Raw genomic sequence first — 22,792 nt, forward strand, 5'->3', positions numbered from 1 at the left:
AACCTGCCTTATGAAACACCTCTCTCGTCCGGCGCTGCTAGCCTCCTTGCTGGCTGCCGCTCTCTCTCTGCCCGCCTTGGCGGGTCAAGCCGCGATCGTTCAGCCGATCCCTGCCGGTGTCACCACCGTCACCCTGGCCCAGCAGGCGCCGATCCACTGGGTCTCGGTGGAGCAGATTGCCAAGAGTCTGGATGGCCTGCCGCCGATGGCGGTCGGTTTTGATATCGACGATACCCTGCTCTTCTCCAGCCCGGGCTTTTATCGCGGCAAACAGGAGTTCTCGCCCAACGACGAGAGCTATCTGAAGAACCCCGCCTTCTGGGAGAAGATGAACAACGGCTGGGATGCGTTCAGCATGCCGAAAGAGGTGGGCAAGGCGCTCATCGCCATGCACCTCAAGCGCGGCGATCACATCTATTTCGTCACCGGTCGCTCGGCCACCAAGACCGAGACGGTGAGCCAGACCCTGCAGCAGACCATGAGTATTCCGGCCGACCAGCTCAATCCGGTGATCTTCGCTGGCGATCAGCCAGGCCAGAACACCAAGGTGCAGTGGCTCAAGGAGAAGCATATGAAGCTCTTCTACGGCGATGCCGACGGGGATATCAAGGCGGCGCAGGAGATCGGCATTCGCGGCATTCGTCTGCTGCGGGCCGCCAACTCCAGCTACCGGCCACTGCCGCTGGCAGGGGCGCTGGGGGAAGAGGTGATCATCAACTCCCAGTTCTGATCCACTGCGGATCGATGCAACAAGGGCGGGGCCATCAGCACCCGCCCTTCTGTTTTTTAATGAGCCATTTTTTAGTGAGTTATGACAAGGCGTGGCGCCTCAGTCTGCCCACGGCATCTCGGGCAGGCTGTCGAGGAACTCGCCGTAGCGGGTCAGATTGAAGGGGCCCTGATCGGCCTCCATCGCCATCAGCTCGGCCCCGAGGGCGCAGGCGATATATTGCAGCGCCTCTTCCCGCGGGGTGCCCTTCATCACCAGCCGCATCAGGGTCGCTTTCACATGGGGCGGGTGACCATCGTTGAGCTGGTTCTCCACCATCTCCAGCAGTGTCTCTTCGTCAAAAAATTCCTGAGTGTCGTTCATGGGATATCCGCAACAGTGAATGTGGCGGCCAGTATAGCCTGAATGGGGCTAACACCTTGAACGGTCAGCGAATAAACAATCCGATACAGAAGTCATTTGTTACCCATAATTAGGAGGAGTTTGCCAAGGCAAACAGGTTGGAACACAGATAACATGGATGGACACGCCTATGCCCACGATAGATTCCCTGCTGGCCGAGCCCAAGCTGCTGCCACAGATCCCCGAAGTAATGCGCGACTTGATTCAGACCTTCAATGAAAAGGAGCCGGATCTGCTCAAGATCAGCAAGTTGATCAACAAGGATCCGGTCATCTCCGCCAAGTTGCTGCGGTTGGCCAACTCGGCCAAATTCGGCAGCAGTCGCCAGATCGGCACCGTCAATGAAGCCGCTGTGCGGCTGGGGTTGGCGATGGTGCGCAACATGGTGCTGGCCTGCGGGCTCACCGAATCGGTCAAGGCCGTCCCCGGCATTGATCTCAAACATTTCTGGGGCTGCGTGTTCAACGTGGCCGAACTGGCTCGCCGTCTGGCGGTGAAGAAGGGGATGAAGGGGGAGGAAGTCTTTACCTGCGCCCTGCTCTACGATCTCGGCCGCTTGGTGATGCACGTGGGCCTGCCGGAAAACACCGTCCATCACATCCACGATCTGGAGTTGCACAAGGGGCGGGCCAAGGCGGAAGAGCTGGTGGTCGGCTTCAACTATGCCCAGGTCGGGGCGGCCATGGCTCGCTACTGGAAGTTCCCCGAGACCATCAGCACTGCGGTGGAGTACCACTACAACCCCATGCTGGCCAAGGAGTTCTCCCCCGAGGCCGGATTGATCCACTTGGCCATCGTGCTGGCGGCTCAGTCCGATGTTGCAGAAGAGGCACCACCCGAGTGGCCCCACAAGGTGGCAGATGCGCTGGGGCTGAGCTGGGCCGATTGCGCCGCCCAGTTCATCGCGCTGCGGGAACAGGGCAACGGTTATGCCGGGTTGCTGGCGGCCTGAGACCATATCTTCCATCTCATCAGGGGTCGCCGCGCGGCCCCTTTTTCATGGCTGATGGTGCCGCAGGCTTGCCAGTCAGGGAGTGACGGGGCACTCTTTGCCCTTCACTTTCCGTCTGAGAGCCCTTGCCATGATTGCCTCCTCCCGCCTGATCCTGCGCGAAATGATCGCCACCGACGCCCCCTTCATTCTTGAGCTGCTCAATGACGGCGACTTTTATCGCTACATCGGCGATCGGGGCATCCGCACTCTGGAGCAGGCGCAGGAGTATATCCAGCAGGGACCGGCGGTCAGCTATGCCCGTTATGGTCACGGGCTCTATCTGGTGGAGCGCAAGGAGGACGGGGCCAGCCTCGGTATCTGCGGCCTGATCAAGCGCGATACCCTGGCGCAGGTTGATATCGGCTACGCCTTCTTGCCGCAATATCGCGGTCAGGGCTACGCCATTGAAGCGGCGCAGGCAGCCCTTGCCGATGGCAAAAGCCGGTTGGGGATCGGGCAAGTGGTTGCCATCGTCACTCCGGGCAACGAGCGATCCATCGGCCTGCTGGCCAAGCTGGGGCTGGTACGCAGCCGCCTGGTCAAGTTGAGCGACGATGCTGACGAATGCCTGCTGCTGGAACAGTGATCAGGGTCAGAGAGCGTGAAAGCGAATGGCGAGGTGGCTGGTCAGGCTGAGTGACAAGCAAGAGACTGGATCTGGCTAAAGGCATGAGAGAGAAGCAAAGAGGCCGCCGTGAGTTGCGGCCTGTCTGCATCGGGCGCTGCCGGAGGGCAGGCAGGATCAGTTGAGGTCTTCGATGGAGAACTCGCCAGCGATACCATCACAGGAGATGGCGAAACCGCCGCTGAAGCGGGTGCTGAACTGGATCAGGAACGCATCGGAATCCTGCTCTTGCGGGGGCAGGTTGATGGGTTTGCTACGACGCAGGGGCTTGTGTGTTTGTACGGCTTTCATCATGGTATTTCTCTATATAAATTAGGTGTTTGCTCCTTGTATTGGCAAATGTCAGGTTAATGGGCGCGGTCGATTGGGTGAACGACAAGCGCGCAGGAATACCCAGCCCGGTTAAGGGGCGTCTGCACTTTTCAAGGAATATGCTGATGCATAAATCAAATTGGGTGGGCAGATCGGGTCTGCACCGTGAGAGCCGGGCAACGCAGGCAGACAGCCTGACGGTTCTCAAGGCGAGTAAATCAGAGGAAGGTTATGTGGGTTTTGGCAGGATTCATCTAACGTTGAAGCATTGCGAACATAAACAGGGCTGATTAACTAGCCGGGGCGCATTCTCTCCTCGAAATGAATAAAAAGCAAACAATAATTTGGCGATGTTGAAGTAAGTACGCTTTTCCTCTGTGTTATCAAGGTGCTATCAGTCGCAAATATTAGTCATAAAAAGAGGGCTCCTGACGGAGCCCTCGTTCATTCTGCAATCAGTACCGTCGGTCGACTCAGTAGTCGCCACAGGCCTTCTTGGCGGCAGTGATCATCGGGGTGATGGTCATGCCCTGCACCACGATGGAGAACATCACCACCGAGTAGGTCATCACCAGGATGACCTGACGCAGGTCGACACCATGATCCGGGATCATCATGACGCCGGAGGGGAGTGCCAGTGCCATCGCCATGGCCAGACCGCCACGCAGACCGCCCCAGGTAAGGATCCGCACCGAGAAGGTGTTGTAGTTGCGGAATCTGCGGAAGGCCACATAGGGCAAGGAGACGCTGATGAAGCGGGCAGCCAGACAGAGCGGTACCGCGATAACCAGCAGCACCCAGTCATGCCAGGATAGTTCCAGCAGCACCAGTGCCAGACCGATCAGCAGGAACAGCAGGGCGTTGAGGAACTGATCCATCAACTCCCAGAAGTGATCCAGGTGATGACGGCTCTGTTCGGAGAAGCCGGATTGACGGGTCCAGTTACCGATCATGATGCCGGTGACCACCATGGCCAGCGCACCGGAGACGCCGATCATGTTGGCAAAGGCGAAACCGGCGGTCGGGATGCACAGCGTCAGCAGCAGCTCCAGCGAGCCATCGTCGGTGGCGCTGATCATCACGTGGGCGATGAGGCCCAGCACGGCGCCGAACAGGATGCCGCCGAGGGCTTCGTGCAGGAACAGACCAGCCACGCTGCCGAAGGTCGGCTCAACCCCGCCAAAGGCGACGGCAAACACGGTGGCGAAGATGACGAGGCCGACGCCGTCGTTGAACAGTGACTCCCCTTCGATCTGGATGGCGATCTGGGGTGGCGCTTTCATCTTCTTGACGATGGCGAGTACGGCAATCGGGTCAGTGGGGGAGATCAGCGCCCCGAACAGCATGCAGTAAACCAGCGGCAGTTCCCAGCCCAGCAGCTTGGCGATAAACCAGAAGCCGTAACCGATGATAAAGGTGGAGAGCAGGGTGGCGATGATGGCCAGAATAGTGATCTCCCACTTCTGGCTACGCAACGCCTTGAGGTTGATGCCAAGACCACCGGCGAACAGCAGGAAGCCCAGAATCCCCTTCAGCAGGAAGTTCTGGAAGTCGATGCTCTCCATGGTTTTGACGGCAAGAGGTTCCAGGTTGAACCAGCCCAGTTTGCCAAACAGCACCATCAGCGCGGAGATCAGCATGGAGCCCGCAGTAATGGCGATGGTGGTCTGGATCTTCACAACATACTGGTTGGCAAAGGCGATAAAAATCGCCAGCGCTGCCAGAAAACAGAGTGTGTAGTAGACGCTCATAGTTATTTTTTTCTCGTTGGTAGACAGCAAGCACGTATCCCTATACAGGACGGGCATAGGTTACTCTCGGGCCCTATGTTACTCATTACCCATAAATGAGTATATGGTGTTCTGTTTGGACTGATAGACGGCTAGATTTCCATTTTATTTGTTTGCTGTTAGGATGCTGTTTACGCAGTTGCATGGATGTAAGAGGAACACGCGGTGTCGAACGAAATGTCGAGCAGAGAGCCGAGCAAGCAGTCGGACATAACAAAGAAGCTGGAAGCCTGCCTCAGGGAGCGGATCCTGATCATCGACGGGGCCATGGGCACCATGATCCAGGGTTACCGACTGGGCGAAGCGGATTATCGGGGTGAGCGGTTTGCCGACTGGCACACCGACATAAAGGGCAACAACGATCTGCTGGTGCTGACCCGTCCGGCGGTGATCCGCGAGATCCATGAGCAGTATTGCGCTGCCGGGGCCGACATCCTCGAGACCAACACCTTCAACGCCACGCGCATCGCCATGGCCGACTACGAGATGGAAGCATTCTCGGCCGAGATCAACCGCGAGGCGGCCCGGCTGGCCCGTGCCGTGGCAGACGAGTGGACGGCGAAAGATCCCGCCAAGCCGCGCTTCGTCGCCGGGGTGCTGGGCCCCACCAACCGCACCTGTTCCATCTCGCCGGACGTCAACGACCCCGGCAAGCGCAACGTCACCTATGACCAGCTGGTGGCCGCCTATACCGAATCGACCCATGCCCTGATCGAGGGTGGCGCCGACATCATTCTGATCGAGACCATTTTCGATACCCTCAACGCCAAGGCTGCCGCCTTCGCGGTGGAAGGGGTGTTCGAAGAGCTGGGTTACAGCCTGCCGGTGATGATCTCCGGCACCATTACCGACGCTTCCGGTCGTACCCTCTCCGGCCAGACCACCGAAGCCTTCTATCACTCCCTGCGCCACGTCAAACCGGTGTCGTTCGGCCTCAACTGTGCGCTCGGCCCTGACGAGCTGCGCCAGTATGTGGAGGAGCTGTCGCGCATCAGCGAATCCTGCGTCAGCGCCCACCCCAATGCCGGTCTGCCCAATGCGTTCGGCGAGTACGATCTCGATGCCGTCGAGATGGCGGAGCATATCCGCGAGTGGGCCCAAAGCGGCTTTCTCAACATGGTCGGCGGCTGCTGCGGCACCACCCCGACCCATATCCGCGCCATGGCCGATGCCGTGGCGGGCCTCAAGCCGCGTGTGCTGCCCGAACTGCCGGTGGCTTGCCGCCTGTCGGGTCTCGAGCCGCTGATCATCACCCCCGAATCCATGTTCGTGAACGTGGGGGAACGCACCAACGTCACCGGTTCGGCCAAGTTCAAGCGGCTGATCAAGGAGGGGCTCTACGACGAGGCGCTGGATGTCGCCAAGCAGCAGGTAGAGAGCGGTGCCCAGATCATCGACATCAACATGGACGAGGGGATGCTGGACGCCGAGGCGGCCATGGTGCGCTTCTTGAACCTCATCGCCGGTGAGCCGGATATTGCCCGGGTGCCGGTGATGATCGACTCCTCCAAGTGGGAGGTGCTGGAAGCGGGTCTCAAGTGCGTGCAGGGCAAGCCGGTGGTCAACTCCATCTCCATGAAGGAGGGGGAGGAGAAGTTCATCCAGCAGGCCAGATTGCTGCGTCGCTACGGCGCCGCCGTGATTGTGATGGCGTTCGACGAGAAGGGACAGGCCGATACCCGCGCTCGCAAGTTCGAGATCTGCCAGCGCGCCTACCGGATCCTGGTGGATCAGGTCGGTTTCCCGCCGGAAGACATCATCTTCGACCCCAATATCTTCGCGGTGGCGACCGGCATCGACGAACACAACAACTACGCGGTGGACTTCATCGAGGCGGTGAAGGACATCAAGACGCACCTGCCTCACGCCATGATCTCCGGCGGCGTCTCCAACGTCTCGTTTTCGTTTCGCGGCAACGAGCCGGTGCGCGAAGCCATTCACGCCGTCTTCCTCTACCACGCCATCAAGAACGGCATGGACATGGGGATCGTCAACGCTGGCCAGCTCGCCATCTATGAAGACATTCCGGCCGAGCTGAAAGAGAAGGTCGAGGCGGTGGTGCTCAACCTCAATGACAACGCCACCGAGGAGCTGCTGGCCATCGCCGAGAAGTATCGCGGTGCCGGTGCCCAGGCCGAGGATCCGCGGGATCAGGAGTGGCGCAGCTGGCCGGTGGGCAAGCGGCTGGAGCACGCGCTGGTCAAGGGGATCACCGACTTTATCGAAGAGGACACGGAGGCGGCTCGTATTGCTGCCGAGAAGCCGCTGCACGTCATCGAAGGGCCGCTGATGGATGGCATGAACGTGGTCGGCGACCTGTTCGGTGCGGGCAAGATGTTCCTGCCGCAGGTGGTGAAATCGGCCCGGGTGATGAAGCGGGCGGTCGCCTATCTGCAACCCTATATCGAGGCGGAAAAGTCGGGTGGCTCCAGCAACGGCAAAATCGTGCTGGCGACCGTGAAAGGGGATGTGCACGACATCGGCAAGAACATCGTCGGGGTGGTGCTGCAGTGCAACAACTTCGAGATTGTCGACCTCGGGGTCATGGTCTCCTGCGAGACGATTCTCAAGACTGCGCGGGAGGTCGGCGCCGATATCATCGGGTTGTCGGGTCTCATCACCCCGTCGCTGGACGAGATGGTGCACGTGGCCAAAGAGATGGAGCGTCAGGGCTTCAAGCTGCCGCTCTTGATCGGCGGTGCCACCACCTCCAAGGCGCACACTGCGGTGAAGATCGAGCAGAACTACTCGGAGCCTGTGGTCTATGTCTCCAACGCCTCCCGCGCGGTGGGGGTGGCCCAGAGCCTGCTCAGTCCGGATCTCAAGGAGGCGTTTGTCGCCCGCATCGACAAGGAGTACGAGATCGCCCGGGATCAGCATGCCCGCAAGCAGCCGCGCTCCCGCCCGGTCAGTCTGGCCCACGCCCGCGCCAACCGGCACCAGCTGGATTGGGTTGGCTACCAGCCACCCAAGCCCCGCGAGCTCGGGGTGCAGAAGTTCGAAGATGTGCCCATTTCGGTGTTGCGCCCCTACATCGACTGGACGCCGTTCTTCCTCAGCTGGGAGCTGGCGGGCAAATTCCCGCGCATCCTGGAGGACGAGATCATCGGCGAGGAGGCAACCAAGCTGTTTGCCGATGCCAACGCCATGCTGGACCAGCTGGAAAAGGATCAGAGCGTGCGCTGCGCCGGGGTGATCGGCCTGTTCCCGGCCAACGCGGTAGGGGACAGCATCGAGGTCTACAGCGACGAGTCCCGCACCGAGGTCATCAAGGTGCTGCACCACCTGCGCCAGCAGAGCGAGAAGCAGGGCTTCCCCAACTACTGTCTGGCGGACTATTTGGCACCGAAAGAGAGTGGCAAGCCCGACTGGATCGGTGCCTTCGCGGTGACCGGCGGTATCGGTGAGGAGGTCATCGCCAAGGCCTACAAGGCGGATCACGACGACTACAACGCTATCCTCATTCAGGCGGTGTGCGACCGTCTGGCTGAGGCGTTTGCCGAGTACCTGCACGAGCAGGTGCGCAAGGTGCACTGGGGTTATGCCCCCGATGAAGCCCTCAGCAACGAGGAGCTCATTCGCGAGAACTATCAGGGCATTCGTCCGGCCCCCGGTTATCCGGCCTGTCCGGAGCACACCGAGAAGGGGAGCATCTGGGAGCTGCTGGAGGTGGAGCAGGCCATCGGCATGCAGCTGACCGAATCCTACGCCATGTGGCCGGGGGCGGCGGTATCGGGCTGGTACTTCTCCCACCCCGAGAGCAAATACTTCGCGGTGGCGCAGATCCAGCACGATCAGGTGGAAGATTACGCCGCCCGCAAGGGGATGACGCTGGCAGAGGCCGAGCGCTGGTTGGGGCCAAACCTGAACTGACTCCCGCGTGACACCGGTTGATCTTTAACGAGAAACGGCGGCATCCTTGCACGGGTTGAACAACCTGCGCAGAGCCGCCGTTTAACCTGTTGGTCACAGTGACAGGGTAGCGTGCGGTCTGGCGTGGTTTGTCTTGTTGTCAGGAGAAACAATTGGCGTTGTCTTGGCGCTGTGGCACCTTATACTCTCCCGCCCCATCCTGCCCAGGCATAGCCTTCTAGCGGAATTGTCATGAAGATCGCCATTTTATCCCGTGAGCCGAAAAACTACTCCACCCGCCGTCTGGTCGAGGTGGCGCAGGCGCGCGGTCATCAGGTCGAGGTGCTCGACACCCTGCGCTGCTATATGAATATCGCTTCCCACAACCCCTCCATTCACTACGAGGGTGGGGAGCTGGGAAGTTATGACGCCGTGATTCCCCGGATCGGGGCCAGCATTACCGCCTATGGCACCGCCGTGCTGCGCCAGTTCGAGATGATGAACACCATGGCCCTCAACAGCTCGGTGGCCATCAGCCGCTCCCGCGACAAGCTGCGGGCGATGCAGCTGCTCTCCCGCCACGGCATCGGCCTGCCCATCACCGGCTATGCCCACAGCACCCACGACGTGCCTGACCTCATCACCATGGTGGGCGGGGCGCCGCTGGTGGTGAAGCTGCTGGAGGGAACCCAGGGGATTGGCGTGGTGCTGTGCGAGACCCAGAAGGCCGCCGAGAGCGTGATCGAGGCCTTTATCCAGACCAACAACAACATTCTGGTGCAGGAGTATATCCGCGAGGCCAATGGCGCCGACATCCGCTGTCTGGTGGTCAACGGCAAGGTGGTGGCAGCGATGCGCCGTCAGGCCCAGCCGGGGGAGTTTCGCTCCAACCTGCACCGTGGCGGCACCGCCGAGGCGATCAAGATCACCCCGGAAGAGCGCGCTACCGCGGTGCAGGCCGCCAAGATCATGGGGCTGGATGTGGCGGGGGTGGATATCCTGCGCAGCGCCCGCGGCCCGCTGGTGCTGGAGGTCAACTCCTCCCCCGGCTTGCAAGGGGTGGAAGCTGCCTCCGGCAAGGATGTGGCTGGCAAGATCATCGAGTTCCTCGAACTCAAGGCGAGCCGCAAGAACAAACCGGCGGAGTGAGCCTCGGGCTCGCATCCGTCAGATAAAAACAGGGCGCCCTCGGGCGCCTTGTTGCTATCTGGCTGGTGGGCTGCGGGCTTGTCGGGGTGTGTCTGCTGTCTCCCTTCTCCCACTATTTTGAATAGACGGGGAGAAGGGTTGGGATGAGGGGGCTATGCCTTCGTGGGTTCGCTGGTGCTCATCGCCAGCCTTGCGCTGAATACGCCATCCTCCAGCCGGGTGTCGATCTGCCAGCCCAGCTTCTCGCAGATGCGCTGAATGATGGTGAGGCCGCAGCCGTAGCCGAGGATCTGATCCGGCGCCGCCGCTGTCGGGTTGCTAATGGTGAGCACCGGGCCGCGCAGCTCGATCTCGATATGCCCCTCGGCGTAGCTCAGGGCATTTTTCAGCAGGTTGCCGAGGGCAATGGCGAGCAGGGAGAGGGGGGCGTTGACTTCGCTGCTCTCGTCCAGGTTAAGCCGGATATCGAGCGCCTCCCGCTGCAACAGCGGAGCGAGGCGGGCCAGCTCCTGACGGATCAGCGGGGTCACCTGTTGCAATGGCCGCTCCACCGCCTCCTTGCGGCCCAGCAGCAGGAAGGTCTCGGTGAGCAGCGCCATCTCGTCGGCGGCGGCGCGGATGCGGGTGGTGGCGCGGGCGGCCGGTGCGGGCAAGTCCGTCACCTTGCCGAGCAGGGCCGCCGAGCCCTGGATCACCATGTTGGGGGTGCGCAGCTCGTGGCTGGCGAAGCGGCTGAACTCCTGTTCGCGGGCGAACACTGCGCTCACCTCCTGCTTGCCGGCCAGCAGCGCCAGCTCGATATCCCGCAGCTCCTGCCAGGGGGCGTCGGGTTCGAAATCCGCCTGATCTGGGGTGAGGTGGGCGACCCTCTGTTGCAGCCGTTGCAGCGGCCCTGTGATATGGCGCACCAGCCAGATGCCGAAGCCGAGGCAGGCGAGCAGCAGGGTCACCCCGATCAGCCGGGTGGCCAGATGCAGCTTGTCTTCGTAGGGATCTAGGTAGTCATCGGCGTCGTCGTTGAACACCAGATAGAGCAGTCCCTCGCCGGAGGGGTGGCGGGCCACCAGAAAGTGCTTGTCCTCCTTGCCCAGCTGATGCTCGAAAAAGCCGGGGGTCTGGTAGGGCTTCAGCCATTTCGGCAGGCGGCCCGCCTCGGTCCAGTAGCTGGAGAACTGTCTGGGGCTCGGGGCAGCGGCGGCCGGGCCGAGTCGCAGCCAGTCATCGCTGTAGCGGGTCACTTCGGCTTCCAGCCAGTGGCGCAGGCTCAGCTCCTCCATCTTGTCTTCGGCCACCAGCATCAGGCCGGAGAGCAGGATCAGCAGCACCACCCCGGCGCCGCCGAGCGCCATGATCAGGCGGCGGCGCAGGCTCGGCAGGCTCATGCGCTCACCAGTCGATAGCCCTGACCGTGCAGGGTCTCCAGCATGGGAGTGGGGAAGGGTTTGTCCAGCGCGTTGCGCAGGGCGTAGATATGGCTGCGCAGGGCATCGGAGTCGGGCTCCTCATCCCCCCAGACGGTGTCGAGCACCTCCTGACGGCTGACGATGGCGGGGGCGCGGCGGGCCAGCAGGGCGAGGATCTGGAACGGGATCTTGCCGAGCTTGAGGGGCTCACCGGCGCGGGTGGCGCGGCCGCTGGCGACATCGACCGTCAGATCGCCAAAGCTGATGGCCCCCACATCGCCGCGCGGGCCGCGCAGACTGAGGGCTTGCAGCCGCACCTCCAGCTCCTCCATGGCGAACGGCTTGACCAGATAGTCATCCCCTCCCGCCTTGAAGCCCGCCAGCTTGTCTTCCAGGCTGTCGCGGGCGGTGAGAAACAGCACGGGAGTGGCAATCCCCTGCTCGCGCAGGCGCGCCACCGTGCTGAGGCCATCGAGGCGCGGCATCATCACATCCATGATGATGACGTCGAAACGCTGCTCCTCCAGCAGTTGCAGCGCCGCCTGACCGTGATAGGCACAATCGAGGCGGTGACCGGCCAGCTCCAGATAATCCATGATGGTTTCCGCCACCTGAGGATTGTCTTCCACTACCAAAATCTTCATGCTTTGCTCTCCTGGTTGGCGAGCGTTTCACGCTCTTTTCACACCGGATACGGCATCCTGTTTGCCAGTGTAACCCCGAGGATCCCTGATGAAGAAGTCTCTCTGCGCCCTCCTGCTGTTGATCTTGTTGCCACTTGGCACCGCACAGGCGACCGAATTCAAACTGACCGGCCGCACCACCTGGCAGCTTGGCCAGTTGATGGTCAACGGCATGCCGTTCGTGATCGACGACCAGACCCGCTTCAAGGATTGGCTCAACGAGGATGATCTCGGCGGTACCTGGGTCGAGATGAAGGGGGTGGTGGAGAACGGCGTGCGCTATGTGCGCAAGGTCGAAGCCCTCGACGAAGATGACAAGGACGAGATGGATCTGGAAGGGCCGGTCGAAGGGGGGCGGATCTGGGGCTACACCACCTCGGACAACAGTCTGGAGCCGTTTGAAGGGCGCTGGCTGGAGCTGGAGTGCAAGTTTGACGGCATGCGCCTGAGCCGTTGCCGCGAGGATGACTGATCCGATCTCTGTGTTCCGATTAGAAATGCTCCCGAATGAAGCCCATGCTTGTCCAGCATGGGCTTTTTGTTCAGGGACGAACGAAGATGGAACAATCGAGAAAGTGGTGTGCATGGATGCTGGGTGTGCCGCTCTGGGCGGCGCAGGCGGGAGCCGACGAGCTGTGGCTGGTGGAGCTGGAGCACAGCGACGGCATCCGCCTGCAATTTCAGGGGGGCGAGGTGGAGCAGGGCAGTGCCGCCGTCTGGCGGCAGGGGGAGATGTGGCCGCAGCCACTCAAACCCGGCGACCAGCTCGCCCTGCTGGTCGCCGACGGGGTGGCCACCCGGATCGAGCTGCTGGCCGCCAGATCCCCGCTGGCCAATCGGCCCTGGCAACGGGCGCAAGATCGCCTGCAATCCTTCGATGATCGGCAGCTCACGCTGGCCACCCTGGGCACTGTGCCACTCAATCCGCAGGTGCGCTGGGTTAACGGCTCGGCTGCCGATCTGCACACCGGGAGCGAGCTGGTGCTGAGCCGCGACGAACAGGGCCGCTTAAGCGAAATCATTGTCGTCAATCCGGAGGAGTAGTTGACCCGTCTATGATAGGCGGGTTTATCCTCTGCCCGTTGGATGAAGGAACCCCTATGTTGACGATTACCCGGCTGGCCAGAGAACTGGGTCTGAGCCGCACCACCCTGCTCTATTACGAACGTCTCGGTCTGCTGCTTCCCGCCCTGCGCGGGGAGAACGGCTATCGCCGCTATGGCGAGGCCGAGCTGGAACGGGGGCGGCAGATCGCCAGTTTTCGCGCCATGGGGCTGCCGCTTGAAGAGATCGGCACCCTGCTGGCGGCACGGCAGGAGAGCCACTCCTGCCTCGATGGTCACCTGCTGCGACTGGAGCAGGAGATCGCCGAGTTGAGGCGTCAACAACGGGCCATCATCCTCTATCGCCAACAGACACACGAGGAGATCCCCATGGTAGACAAGGCACGCTGGGTTGCCATCATGCAGGCCGCAGGCATGACCGAAGAGATGATGCGCAACTGGCATATCCAGTTCGAGAAGATGGAGTCACAGGCCCATCAGGAATTCCTCGAATCCCTGCAGATCCCCGCCGCGGAGATCGCCGCGATCCGCACCTGGTCGCGTGGTGAGTAACCCCGTCTGACCACAGCACCGGCCGTTGACCCGGATTGTTAACGGCTTGTGCTTTAGATTTTCCCCCTTATACTGGCGCCATCTTGTCGGAGTGCTGACCGTCGAACGACGCGAAGCTGAGACCGTTAATTCGGGATCCGTGGAACCTGATCAGGTTAAAACCTGCGAAGGGAACAAGGGTAACTTGCGGGTTACCGCGCCGGGGGAGGAACAAGCCTCTTCCGCTCATCGGAGGGGTAACCCTGATGGGTCAAGGCGCACAGGAGGGAGTCTGTCCCGTCCGGTTGTCCAGCACGTGGTGCGCCTTGCCCACAGCGTGCAGAGAGCGGGAAGCGGCAGAACAGCAGCGCGGAGATCCATCCCGCACGCACTCCCTCCCGAGATAAACACCCCGCCGCAAGTTCATCTTCTCCTCGAACTCCAGACAAGCAAACACCCATAACTTCAACCAGTTAATGTGAGTTTTGCTATGTCTACTTCTGTATCTGATATCGCCAAATCCAGCCGCCGCGAGCAGCGCTCCAGCGCTCAGGCCTTTATCGACAGCCTCAAGGGGATGGCTCACCCCAACTCCCGCCGCATCTTTATCGAAGGCTCCCGCGCCGATATTCGTGTTCCCCTGCGGGAGATCCAGCTGGCCGATACCTTCGTCGGCGGCACCAAAGACGATCCCAAGTTCGAACCCAACGAACCGATCCCGGTCTACGACACTTCTGGCCGTTACGGGGAGGAGGGGGTCGCCATCGACGTGCGCCGTGGCCTGCCGCGCCTGCGGGAGAACTGGGTGCTGGAGCGCGATGACACCGACGAACTGCCGGGGCTCAGCTCCACCTTCACTCAGGAGCGTCTGGCCGACGAGGGGCTCGACCACCTGCGCTTCGAGCACTTGCCCAAGCCGCGCCGTGCCAAGCAGGGTCGCCGGGTCACCCAGCTCCACTACGCCCGCGCCGGCATCGTCACTCCCGAGATGGAATTTATCGCCATTCGCGAGAACATGGGGCGCGAGCGGGTGCGCTCCGAGCTCTTGCGCACCCAGCATCCGGGCCGCGATTTCGGTGCCCGTTTGCCCCAGAACATCACCCCCGAATTTGTGCGCGATGAGGTGGCCGCCGGTCGCGCCATCATCCCCAGCAACATCAACCACCCGGAAGCGGAGCCGATGATCATCGGCCGCAATTTTCTGGTGAAGATCAACGCCAACATCGGCAACTCGGCGGTCACCTCCAGCATCGAAGAGGAGGTGGAGAAGCTGGTCTGGTCCACCCGCTGGGGCGCCGACACAGTGATGGATCTCTCCACCGGCCGTTACATCCACGAGACCCGCGAGTGGATCCTGCGCAACAGCCCGGTCCCCATCGGTACCGTGCCCATCTATCAGGCGTTGGAGAAGACCAACGGCATCGCCGAAGACCTCACCTGGGAGCTGTTCCGCGACACCCTGCTCGAACAAGCCGAGCAGGGGGTGGACTACTTCACCATCCACGCCGGCGTCCTGCTGCGCTTTGTGCCGATGACCGCCAAGCGCCTCACCGGCATCGTCTCGCGCGGCGGCAGCATCATGGCCAAGTGGTGCCTCTCCCACCATAAAGAGAACTTCCTCTACCAGCACTTCCGCGAGATCTGCGAGATCTGCGCCGCCTATGACGTGGCCCTGTCGCTGGGCGACGGTCTGCGTCCGGGCTCCGTCTATGACGCCAACGACGAGGCCCAGTTCGCCGAGCTGCGCACTCTTGGCGAGCTGACCAAAATCGCGTGGGAGTACGACGTGCAGGTGATGATCGAGGGGCCGGGCCATGTGCCGATGCACATGATCGAGCGCAACATGACCGAGCAGCTGGAGCACTGCCACGAGGCGCCGTTCTATACGCTGGGCCCGCTCACCACCGACATCGCGCCGGGGTACGATCACTTCACCTCCGGCATCGGCGCCGCGCTCATCGGCTGGTACGGCTGCGCCATGCTCTGCTACGTCACTCCCAAGGAGCATCTGGGGCTGCCCAACAAGGAGGATGTGAAGCAGGGGCTCATCACCTACAAGATCGCCGCTCACGCCGCCGATCTGGCCAAGGGGCACCCGGGCGCCCAGATCCGCGACAACGCCATGTCCAAGGCGCGTTTCGAGTTCCGCTGGGAGGATCAGTTCAACTTGGCGCTGGATCCCGACACCGCCCGTGCCTACCACGACGAGACCCTGCCGCAGGAGTCCGGCAAGGTGGCCCACTTCTGCTCCATGTGCGGGCCCAAGTTCTGCTCCATGAAGATCACTCAGGACGTGCGTGACTATGCCGCCAAGCTTGAGGCTGTGGAGATCAAGCTGGTCGGTATGGATGGCCAGCAGGAGCAGGTGGTGGCTCAGGTGGAGAGCGGCATGGCCCGCATGGCTGAGACTTTCAAGGAGACCGGCGGCGAGATCTACCATCAGGCTGCGGCGCTGAAACAGGCCGCAGGGGAGGAGGCGTGAGTAGCGCAAGCGGGGCTGTCAGCCCCGCCGATCAGCTGTCTGTGACGGACTCGCGTCCTGTGGTCTGGACTATTGCGGGTTCAGATTCCGGCGGTGGCGCCGGCATTCAGGCCGACTTGCACACATTGCACGACCTTGGCGTGCACGGCTGTTCGGTTATCTCCGCCATCACAGCCCAGAACTCGGTGGCGGTGAAGATGGTCGACCCCGTGCTGATGCAGACCTTCACCGCCCAGATCGACGCCCTTGGCGTCGATCTGCCGCCTGCCGCCATCAAGATCGGCCTGCTGCCGACCCGGCTTCATGTCGAAGTGCTGGCCCGCCGACTGGCAACTATTGGGAGTCCCTTCGTGGTCTACGATCCGGTGGCCATCGCCAGCACCGGCACCCCGATGGCGGAGCCCAATATGCTGGAGGCGGTGCGCGAGCAGCTGTTGCCACGTCTGTCGCTCATCACCCCCAACGGCCCCGAACTGGAAGCCCTGACCGGCATTCCCGCGACCAGCCCTGTGTTGGTGCGCTTCGCCGCCCAGCGGCTGCGCGAACTGGGCGCCCGCGCCGTGCTGGTCAAGGGCGGCCATCTGGGTTGGAGCGGTGAGCTCTGCCTCGACTACTACCAGGATGAGACCCGCGAATTCTGGCTCGCCGCACCGCGCCTCGATACCCGCCACGGTCACGGCACCGGTTGCTGCTACGCCAGCGCCATCGCCGCCGTGGTGGCGCAGGATTATCCGGTGGAGGACGCCATCACCCTCGCTCGCGCCTACCTGCAACAGGGGTTGGCGGCGGCGCAGGGGGTGGGGGCAGGCCCGGGCCCCATCGCCCATCTTGGCTGGCCTGCAGATCTTGCCCACTTCCCCCGCGCTGTGCTGGCGGGATCAACCCTCGATCGCCGCTTCGGACTTTATGAAGCGAGCAGTGCCCGCCTGCCGGATGGCCCTTTTGCCGCAACCGAACAGCATCTGGGCCTCTATCCGGTGGTGGACTCGGTCAAGTGGCTGCGCCGCCTGCTGGGACAGGGGGTCAAGACTATCCAGCTGCGGATCAAAAATCTGCCCGCCGCTCAGGTGGCACCGGCCATTCGCGATGCGGTAGCGCTTGGTCACCGTTATGGGGCGCGGCTCTTTATCAACGACTACTGGCAGCAGGCCATCGAGGCGGGCGCCTGGGGCGTGCATTTGGGGCAGGAGGATATGGAGACCGCCGATCTCGCCGCCATTCAGACCGCCGGGCTGCGCCTTGGCATCTCCACCCACGGCTACTTCGAGCTGATGCGGGCCCGCGAGCTGGCCCCCTCCTATATTGCGCTTGGCCATATCTTCCCGACCAACACCAAGGCGATGCCTTCGCGCCCGCAGGGGCTGGTGCGGCTGCACCGCTACCGCGCCCTGATGGCGGAGTGGCCGACGGTGGCCATCGGCGGCATCAGCGAGGAGCGGGTGGCGGCGGTCAAGGCAAGCGGGGTCGGCAGTATCGCGCTGGTCTCGGCCATCACGGCCAGCGATGACTGGCAGGGGGCGACCGAACGGCTGCTCGAGGCCGTGGGAGCGGGGGATGAGCCACGCTCGGCCTCTGCCATAAGGGAGGTGGAACATGCTCTCTGATGTTGAGTATTTGCGATACGGCCGCCAGCTGATGCTGGCGGAAGTAGGCGAGGCCGGGCAGGCGCGGCTGAAAGATAAGTCCGTGCTGATCGTGGGCTTGGGCGGGCTCGGCTCGCCGCTCGCCCTCTATCTTGCTGGCGCCGGGGTGGGCACCTTGTGGCTGGCCGATGGCGATACGGTGGACTCCAGCAACTTGCCGCGCCAGATCCTGTTCGATAGCGAGGCGGTCAACCACTCCAAGGCGGAGCTGGCCCGCGAGCGGTTGGCTGCCCACAACCCGCTGGTGGAGCTGATCGCCATCAACCAGCGCCTCGATGCTACCAGCCTGCCGGAGTTTGTGGCCGAGGTAGATCTGGTGATCGATTGCTGCGACAACCTCGCCACCCGCCAGGCCATCAACGCCGCCTGTGTGGAGCAGGGCAAGCCCTGGATCTCCGCCGCGGCGGTGGGTTGGCATGGGCAGCTGATGGCGCGCACAGGTACGGCTCATGCCTGCTATGCCTGCCTCTATCCGCTGGATACCAAGGTGAGCCAGAGCTGCGAGACCAGCGGCGTCACCGGCCCGCTGGTCGGAGTGATGGGCACCCTGCAGGCGCTGGAGGCGCTGAAACTGCTGCTCGGTATGCCAAGCCCGGTCGCCGGCACATTGCGCCGTTTTGATGCGTTGACCCACCAGTGGCAGACCCTCACTCTGGCCCCGGATCCCGATTGCCCGGTTTGCGGGCAGCGCCGATGCCCGACACACGATAAGGAGATCACCCCATGACCCTCACCATTCGACTCAACGATAAAGCCCAGTCGCTGGCGGCAGGGCTGAGTGTGGCCGATCTGCTGGCAGCGCAAGACGTTAATCCACAGGGAGTGGCGGTAGCCCTTAACGGCGCCGTGCTGCCCCGTGGCCGCTGGGCCGAGACCCGTCTCAATGACGGGGACGAACTTCACCTCTTTACCGCCATTGCGGGAGGCTGACCCATGATGCTCGCAGTCCCATCTTCGATCGTTCTGCCTTGCGGTGGAACTTCATCTCTTCTTACCACTGTGGCCGGAGGCTGACATGCTCAAGATTGCCGATCACACCTTCTCGTCGCGCCTCTTCACTGGCACTGGCAAGTTTGCCCGCCCGGAACTGATGGCCGCCGCCATCGAGGCGAGTGGCTCCCAACTGGTCACCATGGCCATCAAGCGGCTCGAACCGGGCAAGGCCCATGACGATATCCTGAGCCCCTTGTTGCAACTCGGGGTCAAGCTGCTGCCCAACACCTCAGGAGCCAAGACCGCCGCCGAGGCGGTGTTTGCTGCCCACCTCGCCCGTGAGGCGCTGGGAACGAACTGGCTGAAGCTGGAGATCCACCCCGATCCCCGTTATCTCTTGCCCGATCCCATCGAGACGCTGAAAGCCGCCGAGCAGCTGGTGAAAGAGGGCTTTGTGGTGCTGCCCTACTGCGGCGCAGACCCCGTGCTCTGCAAACGGCTGGAAGAGGTGGGCTGCGCCGCCGTGATGCCGCTCGGCGCGCCCATCGGTTCCAATCAGGGGCTGGTGACCCGGGAGTTTCTCTCCATCATCGTCGAGCAGGCCAATGTGCCTGTGGTAGTGGATGCGGGGATCGGTGCACCGAGCCACGCCGCCGCCGCCTTTGAGCTGGGCGCCGATGCCGTGCTGGTCAACACCGCCATCGCGGTGAGCGGAGACCCGGTCGCCATGGGCCGCGCCTTTGCACTGGCCTGCACCGCCGGTCGCAGCGCCTATGAGGCAGGCCTTGGCGCCCGCGCCCTGCAGGCGCAAGCCTCCAGCCCGCTTACCGATTTTCTGGGGGTGTTATGAACCAGGGTTTAGAGGAGATAGATGCTTCAGCTATGGGCTCCGTACCAGATGATCAGCCAAGTGTTCGCCCCCCTCTCCCTCTGGGAGAGGGGCTGGGGGTGAGGGCGCCGGGGGGGAGGGCTAAGGAGCCTTCCTTTCTCGATCGCTGGCACGAACTGGATTGGGACGATATCGGCATGCATATCCGCGCCAAAACGGCCGCTGATGTGGCCCGCGCCCTGAGCGCACCACGGCGTACCCTGGCCGATTTTATGGCGCTGATCTCCCCAGCCGCCGAAGCCTATCTGCCGCAGATGGCGGCCGAGGCCGAGCGGCTGACCCGCCAGCGTTTTGGCAACACCATCGGCTTCTATGTGCCTCTCTATCTGTCGAACCTCTGCGCCAACGACTGCACCTATTGCGGCTTCTCTATGAGCAACCGCCTCAAGCGCAAGACCTTGAATGCAGAGGAGATAGAGCGCGAGTGTCTGGCCATCAAGGCGCGCGGTTTTGACAGCGTGCTGCTGGTGACCGGCGAGCACGAGCACAAGGTGGGGCTCGCCTATTTTCGCGAGGTGATGCCCATCATCCGCCGCCACTTCAGCACGGTAGGGATGGAGGTGCAGCCCCTCTCGCAGGCCGACTATGCCGAACTGAAGAGCCTCGGCCTCGACGCCGTCATGGTCTATCAGGAGACCTACCACGCCCCCACCTATGCCCGCCACCATCTGCGCGGCAACAAGCGGGACATCGCATGGCGCCTCGCCACGCCGGATCGGCTGGGCCGCGCCGGTATCGACAAGATCGGGCTGGGGGCGCTCATCGGCCTCTCCTCGGACTGGCGCGCCGACAGCTACTTTGTCGCCGAGCATCTGAGCTGGCTTGAGCGCCACCACTGGCAAAGCCGCTACTCGCTCTCCTTCCCGCGCCTGCGCCCCTGCACCGGTGGGTTGGAGCCTGCCGTGGTCATGTCGGATCGCCAGCTGGCCCAGCTTATCTGTGCTTGGCGCATCTTCTCGCCCACGCTGGATTTGTCCCTCTCCACCCGCGAGTCGGCTACGTTTCGCAACGGCGCGGTGCGCCTTGGCATCACCCAGATTTCGGCCGAGTCGCGCACCCAGCCGGGGGGCTATGCCGAAGGGGGTGCAGAGGAGCTGGAACAGTTTGCCATCCACGACGACCGCCCGGTGGGGGAAGTGGCCGCCGCCGTGCGGCAGGCGGGGTTGCAGCCGGTGTTTAAAGATTGGGAGCCGTTCTTGGGCCGATAGGGGCGGCCACTCCCCCCCTTTGCCGGTGGCATCCCGGCGTCCAGCCAGACTCCGTGCCTGTGGCAAGCAGGCACGGCTGCGCCGTGCAATCGTAGGGTCGATTAGCCGGTAGGCGTAATCGTCCGGGGGGGATAGTCGATGGCACGGCTTCGCCGTGCAGGATGCGAGGCCGCTGGCCTCGAAGGGGTTTCGCCCGCCCTTCGGGCCGGGGCGAGTGACTTTGGAAAGACCCGCTATTTTCAAAAAATGCACCAAAGGTCTTCTCCCCCACTTATTCGCCCGACGTTGTCGGGTTCCTTCGGCTCACTCACTTGTCCGACGGCATGCGGCGACGGGCCGTTCATGGCCCAGCGCCGCTCGCTCGACATCCTGTCTCGCTGCTGACCTGGTTCTCGCCTCAGCGAATAAGAGGGGGGGCAATGCCGATCTGACTTATGTGACTCCTCCTAACATTTATGGGGAAATCACTCCAACTATTTGATAAATAGCGTAGTATCGGAAATAACTGACTCTGGATGAGGCTTTCAAACTAGCGAAGAAAGACCCTCAAGCGATTCCAATACACAGGTTTCTTGTTCCTATGACGTCGACGTTTTACCTCCCGCGCAAGCTTTCTAGTGATAGCCAGATATACACAGAAGCAGAGCTATTGGCTGCTTCGAAGTTTGTTGTTGTCTTGGCCGAACCCGGCGGGGGAAAAACCGAGCTGATGGAAAGTCTTGCGCGGCAGTTGGGGACAAAAGCCGTAACCGCAACCCGATTCCGGCATATGGGGGCAGAGGTAGAAAATAGTCCACAGGTGATCGATGCATTCGATGAACTGGCCAAGATAGATCAGTCAGGAATTCACTTAGTTCTAGCTAATGCCTGTAAGGCAAAAGCAACGCGAGTCATCATTTCAAGCCGCTCCAGTGAATGGAGCAATGCAGATACCCAGTCATTCGGCGAGTTTTTTGGGGTGCAACCTCTGGTCGTCAGGCTGTATGAATTTGATGAGCGCGACCAGCAAGCTATTTTCCTGCATCACTACCCAGAAGAGGACTTCATCGCCTTTCGTTCAGAGGTAATTCGATTTGAACTGGAGCCATTACTACCCAATCCACTGTTCCTGCAACTGTTTGCGGGGGCCTATATCGAGAGCGATAGACATTTCATCGACAAGCGATCCATTTTCAGCACGGCAGTCGAGCGTCTGGCCAAAGAGGCCAACTCCAGAGTCAAGAGCGCAGCCCACTCTCTGACCTCACAACAAAAAATTGAATTGGCAGCAGAAGTATTCGCCAAGCTACTGTTATCTGGGGCTGAGGGGGTCAGTACCCAAGATGCTACGGCAGACCGGATCTACCCGACGCTGACATCATTGCTTCACCCGATCGCTTCCAGAAACGACATTCTGGCAACCCAGCTCTTTAAACCGGGTGAGCGAGTGGATCAACATCGGCCAGTGCATAAGATCGTTGCTGAATATTGCGCGGCGCACTATCTGACTCAACGGATTGCGGATCCAACCAAACCTCTGATGCTTGCAAACTGTTTCGCCGTCATCGCGCCCAACAATACGGTGCGAGATGAATTGCGGGGGCTATTGGGCTGGATGGCGGCCCTGGGTAACCGCGCTATACAGGAAGAGGCCATCAGGATCGACCCTTATGCTGTGCTGGCCAACGGTGATCCTTCCCAATTGCTTCCTAGCTCAAAACGAATGCTGCTGGAGCAGTTGAGGAAATTTGCAGCTCAAGACCCCTACTTCAGGCGGGGTGATTACTGGCGCAGGTTCAGCATCGCTGGTTTCTTCACGCAGGATGTGGCAGACGAACTAAAGCCACTGCTAGCAACTGGTGATGAAGGACATTTGCGCGACTTGATTCTTGAATTGCTGGCGGGGTCTTCGGTAATCGACTCACTGCAAGATGAATTGCACCAACTCACCTTAGCTTCGCAAGAAAGCGCCCATACACGTATTCTGGCAACGAGATGCTTGCTCAAGATAACAGGCCGTGATCACCACGCAGACTTGGCCAGTCTCCAGGGCCGACGCATGATCATTCTTTGCGCTAGTTGATCAAGTATCGATCAGTTGAGCGGCGCCAAGTACGATTTTA

20 protein-coding genes and 1 riboswitch are annotated in these 22,792 nt (G+C 61.7%); of the genes, 15 read left to right on the plus strand and 5 right to left on the minus strand.

Features of this window, described 5'->3' with window-relative positions; all coding sequences use genetic code 11:
* The first annotated feature begins 10 nt into the window (after nt 1–10).
* Nucleotides 11–730 carry an acid phosphatase AphA gene (aphA, locus tag OKC40_RS15135; protein WP_270795785.1) on the plus strand — a complete coding sequence of 240 codons (720 nt, stop codon included), beginning with the start codon at nt 11–13 and terminating at the stop codon, nt 728–730.
* 99 nt (nt 731–829) lie between these two features.
* On the opposite strand, the gene OKC40_RS15140 is transcribed toward aphA, so the two are convergent.
* Nucleotides 830–1,093 (minus strand): hypothetical protein, encoded by a 264-nt coding sequence (locus OKC40_RS15140; protein WP_042658108.1) that lies wholly within the window; start codon nt 1,091–1,093, stop codon nt 830–832.
* 169 nt (nt 1,094–1,262) lie between these two features.
* Here OKC40_RS15140 and OKC40_RS15145 point away from each other — a divergent pair, with 169 nt between their 5' ends.
* Both OKC40_RS15145 and OKC40_RS15150 read left to right on the plus strand, forming a co-directional pair.
* Nucleotides 1,263–2,084, plus strand: coding sequence for an HDOD domain-containing protein (locus OKC40_RS15145; RefSeq protein WP_075112782.1), 822 nt, complete (start codon nt 1,263–1,265; stop codon nt 2,082–2,084).
* Nucleotides 2,085–2,214: 130 nt separating this feature from the next.
* Nucleotides 2,215–2,712, plus strand: coding sequence for a GNAT family N-acetyltransferase (locus OKC40_RS15150; protein ID WP_270795787.1), 498 nt, complete (start codon nt 2,215–2,217; stop codon nt 2,710–2,712).
* A gap of 156 nt (nt 2,713–2,868) precedes the next feature.
* Here OKC40_RS15150 and OKC40_RS15155 read toward each other — a convergent pair whose 3' ends face one another.
* Both OKC40_RS15155 and OKC40_RS15160 read right to left on the minus strand, forming a co-directional pair.
* A complete protein-coding gene (locus tag OKC40_RS15155; RefSeq protein ID WP_005342935.1) occupies nt 2,869–3,045 on the minus strand; it encodes a hypothetical protein in 177 nt (58 codons plus the stop codon).
* A 491-nt stretch (nt 3,046–3,536) separates the two neighbouring features.
* The gene (locus OKC40_RS15160; RefSeq protein ID WP_042057196.1) at nt 3,537–4,814 is read right to left on the minus strand and encodes a cation:proton antiporter; all 1,278 of its coding nucleotides are present in this window, start codon (nt 4,812–4,814) and stop codon (nt 3,537–3,539) included.
* Between the two features lie 216 nt (nt 4,815–5,030).
* Here OKC40_RS15160 and metH point away from each other — a divergent pair, with 216 nt between their 5' ends.
* Both metH and rimK read left to right on the plus strand, forming a co-directional pair.
* Complete coding sequence (gene metH / locus OKC40_RS15165) at nt 5,031–8,726, plus strand: methionine synthase (RefSeq protein WP_270795803.1); 3,696 nt, start codon at nt 5,031–5,033, stop codon at nt 8,724–8,726.
* 231 nt (nt 8,727–8,957) lie between these two features.
* On the plus strand, nt 8,958–9,854 hold the full coding sequence (gene rimK / locus OKC40_RS15170; RefSeq protein WP_005340088.1) for a 30S ribosomal protein S6--L-glutamate ligase: 897 nt from the start codon (nt 8,958–8,960) through the stop codon (nt 9,852–9,854).
* Between the two features lie 152 nt (nt 9,855–10,006).
* Here the strand turns inward: rimK and OKC40_RS15175 are convergent, their stop codons facing one another.
* Nucleotides 10,007–11,236 carry a sensor histidine kinase gene (locus OKC40_RS15175; RefSeq protein WP_270795789.1) on the minus strand — a complete coding sequence of 410 codons (1,230 nt, stop codon included), beginning with the start codon at nt 11,234–11,236 and terminating at the stop codon, nt 10,007–10,009.
* A complete protein-coding gene (locus OKC40_RS15180) occupies nt 11,233–11,901 on the minus strand; it encodes a response regulator transcription factor (RefSeq protein WP_019446511.1) in 669 nt (222 codons plus the stop codon). The genes OKC40_RS15175 and OKC40_RS15180 overlap by 4 nt, the downstream gene beginning before the upstream one ends.
* Before the next feature lie 88 nt (nt 11,902–11,989).
* On the opposite strand from OKC40_RS15180, the gene OKC40_RS15185 reads away from it, so the two are divergent.
* The 10 genes from OKC40_RS15185 (at nt 11,990) to OKC40_RS15230 (ending at nt 22,752) form a co-directional block, all read left to right on the plus strand.
* Nucleotides 11,990–12,412 carry a hypothetical protein gene (locus OKC40_RS15185; RefSeq protein WP_270795791.1) on the plus strand — a complete coding sequence of 141 codons (423 nt, stop codon included), beginning with the start codon at nt 11,990–11,992 and terminating at the stop codon, nt 12,410–12,412.
* 86 nt (nt 12,413–12,498) lie between these two features.
* Nucleotides 12,499–12,984, plus strand: a complete 486-nt coding sequence (locus OKC40_RS15190; protein WP_270795792.1) for a hypothetical protein — start codon at nt 12,499–12,501, stop codon at nt 12,982–12,984.
* A gap of 56 nt (nt 12,985–13,040) precedes the next feature.
* A complete protein-coding gene (locus OKC40_RS15195; protein ID WP_270795793.1) occupies nt 13,041–13,556 on the plus strand; it encodes a MerR family transcriptional regulator in 516 nt (171 codons plus the stop codon).
* Between the two features lie 77 nt (nt 13,557–13,633).
* A riboswitch (TPP riboswitch) is annotated at nt 13,634–13,746 on the plus strand.
* Between the two features lie 279 nt (nt 13,747–14,025).
* Nucleotides 14,026–16,017, plus strand: coding sequence for a phosphomethylpyrimidine synthase ThiC (gene thiC / locus OKC40_RS15200; RefSeq protein WP_270795794.1), 1,992 nt, complete (start codon nt 14,026–14,028; stop codon nt 16,015–16,017).
* On the plus strand, nt 16,014–17,621 hold the full coding sequence (gene thiE, locus OKC40_RS15205) for a thiamine phosphate synthase (RefSeq protein ID WP_270795796.1): 1,608 nt from the start codon (nt 16,014–16,016) through the stop codon (nt 17,619–17,621). The genes thiC and thiE overlap by 4 nt, the downstream gene beginning before the upstream one ends.
* Nucleotides 17,611–18,387 (plus strand): HesA/MoeB/ThiF family protein, encoded by a 777-nt coding sequence (locus OKC40_RS15210; protein WP_270795797.1) that lies wholly within the window; start codon nt 17,611–17,613, stop codon nt 18,385–18,387. The genes thiE and OKC40_RS15210 overlap by 11 nt, the downstream gene beginning before the upstream one ends.
* Nucleotides 18,384–18,590, plus strand: a complete 207-nt coding sequence (thiS, locus tag OKC40_RS15215) for a sulfur carrier protein ThiS (RefSeq protein WP_139405115.1) — start codon at nt 18,384–18,386, stop codon at nt 18,588–18,590. Before OKC40_RS15210 ends, thiS begins: the two co-directional genes overlap by 4 nt.
* An 85-nt stretch (nt 18,591–18,675) precedes the next feature.
* Nucleotides 18,676–19,443, plus strand: a complete 768-nt coding sequence (locus OKC40_RS15220; RefSeq protein ID WP_139405116.1) for a thiazole synthase — start codon at nt 18,676–18,678, stop codon at nt 19,441–19,443.
* Between the two features lie 32 nt (nt 19,444–19,475).
* Nucleotides 19,476–20,690 (plus strand): 2-iminoacetate synthase ThiH, encoded by a 1,215-nt coding sequence (thiH, locus tag OKC40_RS15225; RefSeq protein ID WP_139405139.1) that lies wholly within the window; start codon nt 19,476–19,478, stop codon nt 20,688–20,690.
* 580 nt (nt 20,691–21,270) lie between these two features.
* On the plus strand, nt 21,271–22,752 hold the full coding sequence (locus OKC40_RS15230; RefSeq protein ID WP_270795798.1) for a hypothetical protein: 1,482 nt from the start codon (nt 21,271–21,273) through the stop codon (nt 22,750–22,752).
* Nucleotides 22,753–22,792: the final 40 nt, after the last annotated feature.

The sequence above is a fragment of the Aeromonas sp. QDB11 genome, from assembly GCF_027705265.1.
Lineage (GTDB): Bacteria > Pseudomonadota > Gammaproteobacteria > Enterobacterales > Aeromonadaceae > Aeromonas > Aeromonas allosaccharophila.

Coding starts and splice junctions, on each gene's coding strand:
- metH (WP_270795803.1), top strand. CDS start 5,031: ATGTCGAGCAGAGAGCCGAGCAAGCAGTCGGACATAACAAAGAAGCTG.
- OKC40_RS15175 (WP_270795789.1), bottom strand. CDS start 11,236: ATGAGCCTGCCGAGCCTGCGCCGCCGCCTGATCATGGCGCTCGGCGGC.
- OKC40_RS15210 (WP_270795797.1), top strand. CDS start 17,611: ATGCTCTCTGATGTTGAGTATTTGCGATACGGCCGCCAGCTGATGCTG.
- OKC40_RS15155 (WP_005342935.1), bottom strand. CDS start 3,045: ATGATGAAAGCCGTACAAACACACAAGCCCCTGCGTCGTAGCAAACCC.
- OKC40_RS15195 (WP_270795793.1), top strand. CDS start 13,041: ATGTTGACGATTACCCGGCTGGCCAGAGAACTGGGTCTGAGCCGCACC.
- OKC40_RS15190 (WP_270795792.1), top strand. CDS start 12,499: ATGGAACAATCGAGAAAGTGGTGTGCATGGATGCTGGGTGTGCCGCTC.
- OKC40_RS15160 (WP_042057196.1), bottom strand. CDS start 4,814: ATGAGCGTCTACTACACACTCTGTTTTCTGGCAGCGCTGGCGATTTTT.
- rimK (WP_005340088.1), top strand. CDS start 8,958: ATGAAGATCGCCATTTTATCCCGTGAGCCGAAAAACTACTCCACCCGC.
- OKC40_RS15220 (WP_139405116.1), top strand. CDS start 18,676: ATGCTCAAGATTGCCGATCACACCTTCTCGTCGCGCCTCTTCACTGGC.
- thiH (WP_139405139.1), top strand. CDS start 19,476: ATGGGCTCCGTACCAGATGATCAGCCAAGTGTTCGCCCCCCTCTCCCT.
- OKC40_RS15145 (WP_075112782.1), top strand. CDS start 1,263: ATGCCCACGATAGATTCCCTGCTGGCCGAGCCCAAGCTGCTGCCACAG.
- OKC40_RS15150 (WP_270795787.1), top strand. CDS start 2,215: ATGATTGCCTCCTCCCGCCTGATCCTGCGCGAAATGATCGCCACCGAC.
- thiS (WP_139405115.1), top strand. CDS start 18,384: ATGACCCTCACCATTCGACTCAACGATAAAGCCCAGTCGCTGGCGGCA.
- aphA (WP_270795785.1), top strand. CDS start 11: ATGAAACACCTCTCTCGTCCGGCGCTGCTAGCCTCCTTGCTGGCTGCC.
- thiC (WP_270795794.1), top strand. CDS start 14,026: ATGTCTACTTCTGTATCTGATATCGCCAAATCCAGCCGCCGCGAGCAG.
- OKC40_RS15185 (WP_270795791.1), top strand. CDS start 11,990: ATGAAGAAGTCTCTCTGCGCCCTCCTGCTGTTGATCTTGTTGCCACTT.
- OKC40_RS15140 (WP_042658108.1), bottom strand. CDS start 1,093: ATGAACGACACTCAGGAATTTTTTGACGAAGAGACACTGCTGGAGATG.
- OKC40_RS15230 (WP_270795798.1), top strand. CDS start 21,271: ATGACGTCGACGTTTTACCTCCCGCGCAAGCTTTCTAGTGATAGCCAG.
- OKC40_RS15180 (WP_019446511.1), bottom strand. CDS start 11,901: ATGAAGATTTTGGTAGTGGAAGACAATCCTCAGGTGGCGGAAACCATC.